The sequence below is a fragment of the Mesorhizobium sp. M0060 genome, from assembly GCF_040323155.1.
Classification (GTDB): Bacteria; Pseudomonadota; Alphaproteobacteria; order Rhizobiales; family Rhizobiaceae; genus Mesorhizobium.
Map to the genome: position 1 here is coordinate 1 of NZ_JAMYUP010000100.1, position 12,107 is coordinate 12,107.

General features: G+C 60.1%; 10 protein-coding genes. 6 read left to right on the top strand and 4 right to left on the bottom strand.

What is annotated here, in order from left to right:
* Positions 1–415: 415 nt before the first annotated feature.
* Both NKJ94_RS35680 and NKJ94_RS35685 read right to left on the bottom strand, forming a co-directional pair.
* Entirely contained in the window at positions 416–1,741 is a 1,326-nt protein-coding gene (locus NKJ94_RS35680) for an NAD(P)/FAD-dependent oxidoreductase (protein WP_352532278.1), read from the bottom strand.
* Positions 1,708–2,070, bottom strand: coding sequence for an NAD(P)-dependent oxidoreductase (locus tag NKJ94_RS35685; RefSeq protein ID WP_352532296.1), 363 nt, complete (start codon positions 2,068–2,070; stop codon positions 1,708–1,710). Before NKJ94_RS35685 ends, NKJ94_RS35680 begins: the two co-directional genes overlap by 34 nt.
* Positions 2,071–2,720: 650 nt before the next feature.
* On the opposite strand from NKJ94_RS35685, the gene NKJ94_RS35690 reads away from it, so the two are divergent.
* Positions 2,721–2,867 (top strand): hypothetical protein, encoded by a 147-nt coding sequence (locus NKJ94_RS35690; RefSeq protein ID WP_352532280.1) that lies wholly within the window; start codon positions 2,721–2,723, stop codon positions 2,865–2,867.
* 169 nt (positions 2,868–3,036) lie between these two features.
* On the opposite strand, the gene NKJ94_RS35695 is transcribed toward NKJ94_RS35690, so the two are convergent.
* Together NKJ94_RS35695 and NKJ94_RS35700 are read right to left on the bottom strand one after the other, a co-directional pair.
* The gene (locus NKJ94_RS35695) at positions 3,037–3,189 is read right to left on the bottom strand and encodes a hypothetical protein (RefSeq protein ID WP_352532282.1); all 153 of its coding nucleotides are present in this window, start codon (positions 3,187–3,189) and stop codon (positions 3,037–3,039) included.
* A gap of 209 nt (positions 3,190–3,398) precedes the next feature.
* On the bottom strand, positions 3,399–4,505 hold the full coding sequence (locus NKJ94_RS35700) for a GlxA family transcriptional regulator (RefSeq protein ID WP_352532284.1): 1,107 nt from the start codon (positions 4,503–4,505) through the stop codon (positions 3,399–3,401).
* 567 nt (positions 4,506–5,072) lie between these two features.
* Here NKJ94_RS35700 and NKJ94_RS35705 point away from each other — a divergent pair.
* From NKJ94_RS35705 to NKJ94_RS35725, 5 genes are all read left to right on the top strand, one after another.
* Positions 5,073–6,029 carry a LysR substrate-binding domain-containing protein gene (locus NKJ94_RS35705; protein WP_352532286.1) on the top strand — a complete coding sequence of 319 codons (957 nt, stop codon included), beginning with the start codon at positions 5,073–5,075 and terminating at the stop codon, positions 6,027–6,029.
* A 351-nt stretch (positions 6,030–6,380) separates the two neighbouring features.
* Positions 6,381–7,631: a sarcosine oxidase subunit beta family protein gene (locus NKJ94_RS35710; protein ID WP_352532288.1), complete on the top strand. Its 1,251-nt coding sequence runs from the start codon at positions 6,381–6,383 to the stop codon at positions 7,629–7,631.
* 16 nt (positions 7,632–7,647) lie between these two features.
* The gene (locus tag NKJ94_RS35715) at positions 7,648–7,950 is read left to right on the top strand and encodes a sarcosine oxidase subunit delta (protein ID WP_352532290.1); all 303 of its coding nucleotides are present in this window, start codon (positions 7,648–7,650) and stop codon (positions 7,948–7,950) included.
* Between the two features lie 8 nt (positions 7,951–7,958).
* The gene (locus NKJ94_RS35720; RefSeq protein WP_352532292.1) at positions 7,959–11,021 is read left to right on the top strand and encodes a sarcosine oxidase subunit alpha family protein; all 3,063 of its coding nucleotides are present in this window, start codon (positions 7,959–7,961) and stop codon (positions 11,019–11,021) included.
* The gene (locus NKJ94_RS35725) at positions 11,014–11,679 is read left to right on the top strand and encodes a sarcosine oxidase subunit gamma (protein WP_352532294.1); all 666 of its coding nucleotides are present in this window, start codon (positions 11,014–11,016) and stop codon (positions 11,677–11,679) included. Before NKJ94_RS35720 ends, NKJ94_RS35725 begins: the two co-directional genes overlap by 8 nt.
* Positions 11,680–12,107 lie beyond the last annotated feature (428 nt).

The following is a 12,107-nucleotide window of genomic DNA, read 5'->3' on the forward strand; positions in this document are numbered from 1 at the left end:
TTCCCTCCATCTCAGCAAGTGTCCTTAACCGAATAGTGGATATTATCTTCGGGTGATCGCCGCCGCGTCGAAAGATGCCTCAGGCTCCCCTCGGTCGCGTCGTCCCCCCAGAGCAGCCGCGAGTTTCGGCTGGGTGCGTCCGAATGCACCCGGAAGCGCGCTTGGAGAAAATGGACCCCGAGGCGCCAAGTCACAGGCGCGGCTATCTCCAATTGCGGCAGGTATGCGTAATCAGCTGCTTCGAAATGCCGATGACGAGCCGTCTGCGCCTGTAGACGGGCCGGACCGCGCATCAAGAATATGTGCAGTCGAACGCCCATCTTCCAAGCAGATCTTACTGCATCGGCGGGAACGATCCCGCCTTCCGGCAAAAGGGCCTCTACTGGCGAGGACACTCGATCGAAAAAGAGAGGTTTCAGAATTCGCCCCCCGCGACATAGTGCAAATAGGCTCTTTTCAAAGCTATGCCCACATCCAGAAGGGGGCGCGGAGGCAGTCTTTGGACATCGGGGATCGATAGCTGAACCGATAGAAGTTCACTGTCCATGCCTTCCATGTATTCGGCCAGCAAGCCACCGGCGGCTTCGCCGCGGGTCATAGGCGATACATCGTTGGTGAGGATCGCGAACAGGCCAGGTTGGTATTCCCCGAAAATGGCTCCGTTATTCCAGGTGAAGGCCATGACTCCGCCCCAGCTGTGTTCGAATGGCTCTTTGGCCAACGCCGGCCATCGAGCGGCCATTGCCTTGCGGTGCAGCTTCGCGATCTCTGCCACGCGCGCTGCGCCTAAGGGCGCGCCAGGAACGAAGTTGAACAGATTTCGCACAAAAATGCGTTTGTCACAGGTCAAGCGAATGGTGGCTCCGTAAGCCGAGGCGCCAAGGAGTCCGAATTCCTGCCCCGTTCCCAGATACGCAAGGGTCCGGTCGCTCAGCGGGGCCGTCAGGCTTGCGTAGGTCCCCATCGGTACAAATTTGCCCACCCCTATCCCGAACTGACGTAGGAATGCACCAGCGGCAAGTACAAGGCGGTTTGCCAAGACAGTGCCATGGGCAGTGCGAATACGAAAAGCATCCCCTTCGCGTTCAAATCCGAGGACGGGAGTGTTCTCATAAACGTCGACATTGCGCGGAAGGTTGCGCGCAAGACCCCGCATTAAGGCCGCCGGGTTGACGAGTGCATTTCCCGTTGTATGCAGCCCGCGCGAATAGAAGCCGGTGCCAATGCGCTCACGCATCGCCTTTTGGTCGAACCACGAATAGTCATGGCCAAGCTCAGCGAGCGTCTCGGCAATTTCGTAAATGTGCTTCTCGCCGTCCGGCCCGGCAGCACCATAGAAACGACCGCCATTGCTCCAATCGCATTCTATTTGCCACGTCTCTACCTTGCGGCGCAGGCTGGCCAAGCCTGCTTCCCACAGCTTCATGTTGCGACGTAAGATGTCGATCCTCTTTGGAGATCCGTGGGAGTGCAGATTAAGCATAAAGCCGGCGTTGCGTCCTGAAGCTCCGTTGCCGATGCGCCCGGCTTCGATCAAGCAGAACTCGTCCGAGGGGCGTAGCTCCGCCAGCCGGTTCGCTGTCGCGACGCCGCAGATGCCACCGCCGATTATCGCGGTCTGAGCGCGGATCTGGCCCGACAGCACACGGGGGGCAGGAGCCTGAGGCAGAGTCTCCCACCAGCCATTGCTGTCGGTGTATTTTGGAACTAGTCGGGCAATTGGCATCGTTTCAGTATCCACGCGTGTGATCGACGATCGGCCCAGGTTGTCCTCCGTCTAGGACACGGCGAATTTGGCCGGCGATGAACTGAGCCTACGACCGGTCGTTCGACGGTGCCGCCGTCTGGGGAGTGACACTGATTCGGATCCGACAAAAAAGGATCATCGGCCCCCAGAAGTTCCTGGCGTAAGACGTCCTGGGCAGCTGCTTCAATCTGGCCGCGGTCAGGCGCGGCAAGCAGGTCGGCATCAACAACCGCTACACGCCGGCCGGAAATTATGATGAAGGGGCCATCCGGCATCTGGGCGATCATCTTGGCGTTGATTAGATTCGTCGTGGCCGGCGTCAGTTAAAGCAAGTTCACCAAGTATCGGCACGCCCACTACTGCGGGCGAGGCTTTGTCGCCGCTCAGGCATGTGACACCCTCGATCTCCTTGGGTGAGCGGCTCCAGCCGGGCTCATGAAGGGTATTGGTTTCGGCGAAGTCTTCGTCCACAAGCATCTAATTGTCGTCCACCATAAGCCGGGATTGCGCCAGCCGCCCCCCACATATTGGCGCCGATACTCGCAGGAAATGGCAACTTGCCAACTCAAAAAATCTCACCCGTCGCGTAATCAGAGGGTATCCGCAGCCGTCGATATTGCATTCCTATTTCTTCGAAACCTGCGCTGTCGACCAGGTCTGGCTCTTAAGATTGCAGCACGTTATGGCTGCGTCACTGAAGAACGCCGGGGCAAGGTATGCAGATCAGTTCGCGGTCCACTTTATGTGCGACGCCGTCCCCAGTGACCAAAATGTTACCCGGGGCTTTTTTTGGATCGCGAAGCGGATCAAGCGATTCGTCAACCTGTCGTGCGCCGCATCAGCATTGGATGTGGATGCCAATGCTGCGTGTGCTCCGTGATTCTGGCATATGGGATCTTGGAAGTGATCGGGATTGAGTACCGCGACGATCGGCCTGCAGTAATCTGATGGTAGATAAGCGCCGAGGTCCGCCATGTCCGTATCCCGGGTGTGGGTTGATCCGGTCGTCGCCGGCCGCATCAATATCGTCGTACCGGCCTGTGGCACACCCAGTGCGATCGATCCGCATGACGAAGAAAAAGCGGGTGGAGACGAAGGTATCGGCGACAAATGTATCTGAAAGAGGAAGCGAAAGTTGCGCGATAGTGAAGTTCAAGTGCTTGAGACTGCGCCATCTCCGGATCAGAATGAGATGGTGGAACCCACCCGGGATTGGGTGCCCGACGCGCTTATTGTGCGGAACGGTCTGGTGAAGCGGGACTGTTTCGAGGCAGCAGCCCGGCTCAAGGTCAGCGCCAATCACGTGTAACAATATTAATGTGGCCGAGGCGACGCGCCAAATTCCGCTTTTCCCAGCCCCTGAGCATGTATTTGCCTTGCTTCTTGCCATCCGCAAACAGCTCCTGCACCACGATCATCTCGTCCGGTGCGGGCAATGACAACCGGCCAATCCGATGATGTCAGACCTGTACGGCTCGACTTTTGGGACACTTGGGCTGCGGGGCAATTGCCAACTGTGTGGCAGAGGGTGCATGCGCTTTTTACGGATCAGTTTTGCCCAATGATCCGGGACGAACACAGGGCCTGCCTGCCTGGGGTTGGCCTCCTATCCACCAGCATCAGCAAGTGTCCATTAGCGAACAAGTGGACACTATCTTCGTGTGATCGCCGCGGTATCGAATGAACTCTCCTGCCGAATGCGCCGCGTCGTTGCGACAGAGCATACGCGATGTTCAGTTGGACTACGTCCGAACGCATCCCGGAAGCACTTGGAGAAACGGGACGCGGTGACGAAGCCGCAGGCCACGGCTATCTCCACTTGCGGCATGTTCGTATGCTCGACCAACTGTTTGGCCCGCTCTAGTCGGAGTCGCATGTAGTAGCGGCTTGGGGAACACGAGACGTAGCGGTCGAACAATCGCTCGATCTGACGCCGCGAGTAGTCCACGCATCGCGCGATGTCGTACAGCGAAAGCGGATCCTCAATGTGCTGCTCCATTAGGCTGATGATCTCGGACATCGTCTTGCTGACGCCTTTGAATTCGGAGCTTGCTGACCATTGCTTATCAGAACCAGAGCGCCACTGGAGCGCGGTGGTGTGGTGGCAGACCGCGGATGCTGTTTCCTTGCCGAGGCGATTGGACACGAGTTCCATCGCGAGGTGGAATGACGCGAATTCGCCCGCGCAGGTGATAAGATCATCGTTCTTGACGAATAGGTTGTTCATGACGTTGAGCCGACTGAACGTCTCTGTTAGCGCCGGCATCTTTTCCCAATGGATCGTGCACGGAGCATCGTTCAGCATACCGCCTTGTGCGAGAAGCCAAGTCGCTGTTCCGAGAGCCGCCATAGGTACTCTATCCCGCCGACAGAGACGCAGCAGGTTAATAAGCGGCGCGGAAGCTTGGGTTTCGACCTGTTCCCCGGCGCAGAGGACGACCATATGGGGCCGGGCTACTGAACTGATCGCCGAGACGATGTTCGAAAAAGCATGGTCGGCAGATACGTGGATACCGCAAGCGCACTCCACTCGTTTGCCATCCGACGTGCTTACGGACCATTCGAAGAATCGACGCCCAGCAACCGAATTTGCAAGCCTGAGCGGATCGAGGAAAGACGACAGGCTCAGTTGGGAGAAGCCCGGAAGGAGAAGTATCGCCACGCGGTAGCCTTCTTCTTCCGGCGGAAGGGTGACGTGTTGACACTCTCGCCGATCAACCAGGCGCGTGCTGCCGTCCGTGGAGAGTGGCGCGTTCATCGGTCAGCCTAACACATCCATCGGCTGTTTGGGGTCGCCGCAGTGTAGTCGAAGAGTTTTGCGCCAAGGGCAGTCGCAACCTCGGTAGCCGCCAAATGCTTTGGCAAAGGCGAAGCTGGGATCGCGCAACTGAGTCGCAGTGTTGCAGCGTGGAGAGTCATTTGCACCTGTCCAGCGGTTGCTTCAATCAGCCGGTCGATGTGCCGGACACTCGTGGATCTAGCCGAGCTGGGTAGCCCTAAGCAGAAAATCTACCGTTCCCGAAGCGCAAAGCTCGCGTCAGCGACTCCGAATCGCAGCCAAACCTGTCGAAGACCTCGGGCCTATAGAGCTTTGCCGCCTGGACAGCCATCAGAACCTCCTTGGGGATCGTCAAAAATTTCCGCTAGGTATCGGAGCACAGTGATTTTCTTGTCCGACGCGCCGCGACTAACCAAAGATACCCCCCCGGCCCAAGGCTTGATCAGCAACGATCGCACACCCGTGTCGCTGTTTCCAAATCAAAAGAAGTGGCGCCTCGCGTAATCAGGTGTTACGCTGTGGGTTGTCCTCTTTCGGAGACTGAACTTGGCTCGCAAACTGCGATATTTCCCTTCACCCAGAGCGCTGCTCGCCTTTGAGGCCGCGGCGCGAAGAAGTAGCTTAACGGAAGCGGCCAAAGAAATGAATGTGAGCCGTGTCGCGGTGTCCCGCCAGGTAAGGCAGCTTGAACTCCACCTTGGCTTTGATCTGTTCGTGCGCGGACAAAGCCACGTGGAATTGACGCGGTCCGGTAAGCGGCTTTCTCACGTGGTTTCCGGCGCCTTTCGATCCATCTTCGATGAAATTGAGACGCTGATGAACGTCAACACGGAGAGCCTCATCAGCATATCGACGACCGCAGGTGTCTCTACTTACTGGCTGATGCCGATTATTGGAAAGTACAAACGCATAAAGCCCAATGTGCATTTTCGTCTACTTGCCACCCAAGAAATCATCGACTTGGCGGCATCGGACGTGGATATCGCGATACGATATGGTTCAGGACCGTGGCCGGGAACGGTGAACACAGAATTGCAGCCGAATTGGGTAAGTCCGCTTTGCAGTAGAGCCTTCCTTGCTATTCACGGGCCGCTCCAGTCCCTGGCAGACCTACGCCATGTCCCACTTCTAGAATACGAGGCCGCGGTCGATTCTACCTCGTCTTGGACAGCATATTTCCAGCACGTTGGAGTGTTGGGAGCACCGCCTACAGCAATGAGTACCTATGACTCTTTTGTGAATTTCGTGCAGGCGGTGCTGGACGGGCAGGGCGTGGGGCTGCTCGGCCCTCCGCTTATGGAGCAGTTTCTAGTAGGCGGGGTTTTGGTACCGGCTCTCGACGCGCCAAGGGTCCAGCAGGGTAGCTATTTCTTGTGCCAGCCGGATGGTCCCACCGCTTCTCAATCTGTAAGGGAGTTCAGAGATTGGCTCGTCAGAGAACTTTGTCCCGGGGACGTCGCGGTTACCCAAGGGACCTCGGCGGATGAAAAAGTGGATGCGTAATCCCAGGTTACGCACCGGCGAAATTTTTATTGAGGTTGTTTGGACGGATTCGATTCCGTAATCATCAGGGCTCATTGGAGCTCCGTTACTTGTGGAACAAACAGAATTGTGACCAATGTCGTCCGCCGAGGTTTGGCGCGTCGCCGCTCACCATCAGCCAGAAGATCGACTGCCTGCCTACCGCAGCGCAGAAGATTTCGACGTAAAAAATTGCGCAGGGCCGGCTCGCTCCGACTGCTGTGCATAAGCAGCCAGAAACAACCCTGATCGACGGATCATCTTGTCTTCTTTCCTAACCGGCCGGAGGGGCCGAGGCGAAGCTCACATGAACACAACGCCCGACTGCAAAGAATGAAGTACTCTATCTTTTCGCTGGCCAAAGCAGCGCTCTCCAGTCATCAAAGCTGGACGCGCGCTTGGCGCGATCCTGAACCGAAGAAGCACTACGACGTCATCATCATAGGCGGTGGCGGGCATGGTCTAGCCACCGCCTACTACCTCGCGCACAATTTCGACATCCGCAATGTCGCGGTGCTCGAAAAGGGCTGGATCGGGTCTGGCAATGCCGGTCGCAATACCACGATCATTCGCTCCAATTACCTGCTGCCGGGCAATGTGGGCTTCTATGAGCTTTCCATGAAGCTTTGGGAGCGGATGGAGCAGGACCTCAACTACAACACGATGGTAAGCCAGCGCGGCATCATCAGTCTGTGCCATTCCGACGCGCAGCGCGATGCTTTCGCGCGGCGCGGCAACGCCATGCGCATCAACGGCATCGATGCTGAACTCCTCGATGCGGCGGGAGTGCGGCGGATGCTGCCTTTCCTGAATTTCGAGGACGCCCGTTTTCCCATAACCGGCGCACTCTTGCAGCGCCGAGGCGGCACCGCCCGCCACGATGCGGTGGTGTGGGGTTATGCGCGGGCCGCCGATCAGCTCGGCGTCGACATCATCCAGAACTGCGAGGTGACAGGGCTGGTCCAAAAGAACGGGCGGCTCACCGGGATCGAGACGACCCGCGGGACGATCGGTGCTGGCAAGGTTGGCATGGCCGTCGCCGGCAACTCCTCGCGGGTGGCAGCCATGGCCGGGCTTCGCCTGCCGATCGAAAGCCACGTGCTGCAGGCCTTTGTCTCGGAAGCGATCAAGCCGCTTATTCCGGGTGTCATTTCCTTCGGCGCCGGCCACTTCTACATCAGCCAGTCCGACAAGGGCGGCCTGGTCTTCGGCGGCGACCTCGACGGATACAATTCCTATGCCCAGCGCGGAAATATGCCGGTTATGGAGGATGTCTGCGAGGGCGGAATGGCGCTGATGCCGATGATAGGACGTGTGCGTCTCCTGCGCCAATGGGGCGGTATCATGGACATGTCGATGGATGGCTCCCCGATTATCGACCGGACGCCCGTGAATGGTCTCTATCTCAACGCCGGCTGGTGCTATGGCGGCTTCAAGGCGACGCCGGCTTCGGGCCTCGTCTTCGCCCACCTGCTGGCTCGCGACGAACCGCACCCAGAGGCCGCACGCTTCCGGCTCGACCGGTTCCGCCGCGGCGCGATGATCGATGAAAAAGGCCAAGGCGCCCAACCCAACCTGCACTGAAAGCGAGACTGGCGGAATGCGTATTGCATGTCCCTTCTGCGGCGAACGCGAGAACGGCGAGTTCACCTATCTCGGCGACGCTTCGCCCAAGCGGCCCAACTTCGCTGTTGACAGCGGAGAAAGCTCCGATCGCGTCGAGGACGCCTTCTACGACTATGTCTATCTGCGCGACAACGTCGCGGGGTACATGCGCGAGTACTGGTATCACGGCGGCGGCTGCCGCTCCTGGCTGCTAGCCGAGCGCAACACGGTGACGCATGAATTCAGATCGGTGACCGCAGCCCCAGGCGTTGGCGCAGCCAAGCCGGTGCAGGCATGAGAATAAAGATGTCGGGCCATTCCGGATCCGAACCGCTCGGCAGGACGGCCGCACTTGAGGGCAGCACTCCTAGTGCGCGCAGCCCCGCAGCTTCGGCCGGCCAATCGCAACGGCTGCGCAGTGGCGGTCTGATCGACCGCCAAGTGCCGCTCCAGTTCTCCTTCGACGGCAAGGTCATGTCTGGCTTTGCCGGCGACACGCTGGCCTCCGCGCTCGTTGCCAACGGTGTCAAGCTGGTGGCGCGCTCGTTTAAATATCACCGCCCGCGCGGAATCATTACCGCCGGCTCGGAAGAGCCGAGCGCGCTCGTGGAGATGCGTACCGGTGCGCGCAAGGAGCCAAACACCCGCGCCACAACGCAAGAGCTCTGTGACGGGCTTGTCGCCCAGAGCCAGAACCGCTGGCCGTCGCTGCGCCGCGACGTCATGTCGATCAACCAGCTGTTTTCGCCGATCTTCGTCGCCGGCTTCTACTACAAGACCTTCATGTGGCCGGCGAAGTTCTGGGAAGCGATCTACGAGCCGATCATCCGCCGCGCCGCCGGTCTCGGCAAGAGCGCCGAACTGCCCGATCCCGATCACTACGACAAGGCCTGGGCCCATTGCGATGTGCTCGTCGTCGGTGGCGGTGCTGCCGGACTTTCGGCCGCATTGGCCGCTGGCCGGGCCGGTTCGCGTGTCATTCTTGTCGAGGAAGACGTCCGTGTCGGTGGCCGCCTGCTCAGCGATGGCGGCGAGATCGATGGCATGCATGCCGAGGAATGGGTGCGTCGCACGACCGATGAACTCGCCTCGCTGGAAAATGTCCGCATTATGGCCCGCACAGCGCTGTTCGGCGTCTATGACGGTGGTGTCCATACGGCGCTCGAACGGGTCAACGACCATGTGCCGGTGCCCGGCCCGCACCAGGTCCGCCAGCGTCTCTGGCGCATTGTCGCCAAGCGCTCGGTCGTTACCGCAGGCGCCATCGAGCGGCCTATCGTTTTCCCGGGCAATGACCGTCCGGGCGTGATGATGGCCTCGGCCGTGCGTACCTATGTCAACCGCTTCGCGGCGATGCCGGGACGCAAGGTGGCACTGTTCACCAACAATGATGACGGCTGGCGCACTGCCGAAGCGATCCAGCAGGCTGGCGGCGATATCGCCGCGGTAATCGATCCGCGCGGCAAGGTACCGGCGCAATACCAGGCACTGGCCGAACTCTCCGATCTGCGCGTGCTCTCGGGCGGCGTCTCTGATGTCAAGGGCGGCGTCGACGGCGTGCGCGGTGTTGTCGTCACCGACAACACCGGCCGCAAGCAGCAGATCGACGCTGACTGCCTGGCAGTATCAGGTGGCTGGAATCCAAATGTTGGCCTGTCCTGCTTCCATCGCGGCAAGCCCGTATGGCGTGACGATATCGCCGCCTTCGTTCCCGGCCAGTGCCCGTCCGGCATGGTGATTGCCGGCGCCGCCAATGGCGAGTTCTCGCTTGGCGCTTGCCTGCGCGACGGCCACGCTGCCGGTGCAGCGGCTGCCGCCGAATGCGGCGCTACCGGCAATGCTGGCGAAGCATCGGAGGCCGGCGACGAGGTCTATGCGATTTCGCCGCTCTGGCAGGTCGAGGCCAAGGGCAAGGCTTTCGTCGACTTCCAGCACGACGTCACCGCGTCCGACGTGACGCTGGCGCATCGCGAAGGCTTCGAGAGCGTCGAGCATTTGAAGCGCTACACCACCCTTGGCATGGCGACCGACCAGGGGAAACTGTCCAACGTTAATGGGCTCGCGATCATGGCCGAGGCGACCGGCCGCACTATCCCCGAGACCGGGACCACCATCTACCGCCCGCCTTATGCGCCGGTGGCGATCGCGGCACTCGCAGGCCATCACCGCGACGAGACTTTCCGCCCCGTGCGGCTCACCCCCTCTCACCGCTGGGCGGTAGAGCGCGGCGCCGTCTTCGTCGACACCGGCCTGTGGAAGCGCGCGCAGTGGTATCCGCTTGCCGGCGAGACCGATTGGCTGCAGTCGGTTAACCGCGAGGTGCTGGCGGTTAGGAACAGCGTCGGGTTTTGCGATGTCTCCACGCTCGGCAAGATCGACGTGATAGGTCCCGACGCCGGGATGTTCCTCGACCGGGTCTATGTCAATACGTTCTCGGCCCTCGCGGTCGGCAAAGCCCGTTACGGCATCATGCTGCGCGAGGACGGAATCGTCATGGACGACGGTACGACTTCGCGGCTCGCCGATGACTACTATTTCGTCACCACCACTACCGCCAAGGCGGGCCCGGTGATGCAGCATCTGGAATTCTGTCGTCAGGTTCTTTGGCCGGAACTCGACGTCCAACTCGCCACCGCCACCGACCAATGGGCGCAGTTCTCGATCGCCGGGCCGAAAACCCGAGACCTGCTCAGGGCGCTGGTCGATCCGGCGGAAGAATTGTCCAACGAAGGCTTCCCCTTCATGGCGGTCCGTGAAGTGACGCTGCGCGGCGGTATGCGGGCAAGGCTCTTCCGCATTTCCTTCTCGGGAGAGCTCGCCTTCGAGATAGCCGTACCGGCACGTTATGGGGACTCGCTTGTGCGCAATCTGATGATCGCGGGTGCCCCCTTCGGCGTTACGCCCTACGGCACCGAGGCGTTGGGTGTCATGCGCATTGAGAAGGGCCATGTCGCGGGTGCCGAGCTCAACGGCACGACCACGGCCGCCGATCTGGGCTTCGGCAAAATGATGTCGAAAAAGAAGGATTACATCGGTCGTGTCATGGCCGGCCGTGAGGCGCTTACGCAGCCGGACCGGGAGATGCTCGTCGGCCTTAAGCCCCTCGAGCGATCGAAGCGACTGCGCTCCGGCGCCCATATCGTGGCAAAAGGCGCAGTGCCGGGCCCGGAGACAGACCAGGGCTATGTCACCTCAGCCTGTTTCTCGCCAGTGCTCAGCCAGTGGATCGGGCTGGGCCTCCTTGCACGCGGCGGGGAGCGTCATGGTGAGGTAGTTCGGGCGTACGATCCCCTTCGCGGCGATGACTTCGAGATGGAAATCTGCAGCTCCGTCTTCTACGACCCAGAGGGAGGACGACAGCGTGGATGAATTCGAGTGGACCGCAAAGTCCCCCCTGCGTCAGGTTCGCGTGCCGGGCACGTTCGACGCGACGACGCCTGAGCCGGGCGTGCGCCTATCGGAGCGGACAAGGTACGGCCTGCTTCAGATCATGGCCCGTCGCGGTCGCCGGGCAGAAACTGCCGCAGTATCGTATCATTTCTACGGTGTTGAACCGCCGGCTCGTCCCGCCGTGTCTTTCGGCAAAGATGTTACTCTGGTGTGGTCCGGCGCCGACCAGTACCTGGCGCTTTGGCAGGGGGATCATCGGCCGGTCGATGCCGTTCGGTCGGCTTTTGGCAGTGCCGCCTCGGTGTCCGACCAGTCGGAAGGCCGCTGCCTGGTTCAGCTTTCAGGCCCGCGCGTCCGCGATGTCTTGGCCAAGGTCTCCTCACTCGATCTTCACCCCGAGGCATTTCCGATTGGGGCGGCGGCGGCGACTTTCATCGATCGCACGGCCGTCAATCTTTGGCGTGAGAGCGATGCGGCTGATGGCAGTGCTGTTTTCTGTATCCTCATGTTTGCCAGCTTTGCGGAAAGCATCTGGCACGTGATCCTCATGGCAGCAGCCGAATTCGGCTACTTGACGGAGTGCGGACTTTCGCTTCCCCGTAGGGAACGAACTGAATCAGTCGATCATGAACAATAAGCCGCGAGCGGTTTCGGCTGGCTTTGACGAGCGGCAATGAGAAGCCATGCTGGCAAACGCCCACCCAAGTATTCTACTCGCTGTCCGTCCCTACCGAACTGTCGCGGTCGCCAATCGGCGAGCTCTGAATTTCACAGGCGGCAGCAAGACCATGTCCGAGATCATCAGCCTAATGGAGCAGCATCGAGGATCGGCTTCCTCTGTACAAGATCACGCAATTCGTGGGCTGCTCGCAGTGCCAGACCGAGCGATTGTTCAAGCTCTACGTCTCGTGTTCGGCAAGCCGCTAATACCTGCGCCTCCGACTGAGGCCTATCTCGACCGAACATCGGGGCCCTCTGTCGCAACGCGACCGAGGGTAAGCGTCCGTCCTCAGGTGTCTTTCGACCTCGACGGTGATCATACGAAGATAGCGTCCACTTATGGAG

Bases quoted from the DNA above. Each gene is read 5' to 3' on its own strand.
- NKJ94_RS35715 (WP_352532290.1), top strand. From the start codon at position 7,648: ATGCGTATTGCATGTCCCTTCTGCGGCGAACGCGAGAACGGCGAGTTC.
- NKJ94_RS35720 (WP_352532292.1), top strand. From the start codon at position 7,959: ATGTCGGGCCATTCCGGATCCGAACCGCTCGGCAGGACGGCCGCACTT.
- NKJ94_RS35700 (WP_352532284.1), bottom strand. From the start codon at position 4,505: ATGAACGCGCCACTCTCCACGGACGGCAGCACGCGCCTGGTTGATCGG.
- NKJ94_RS35710 (WP_352532288.1), top strand. From the start codon at position 6,381: ATGAAGTACTCTATCTTTTCGCTGGCCAAAGCAGCGCTCTCCAGTCAT.
- NKJ94_RS35690 (WP_352532280.1), top strand. From the start codon at position 2,721: ATGTCCGTATCCCGGGTGTGGGTTGATCCGGTCGTCGCCGGCCGCATC.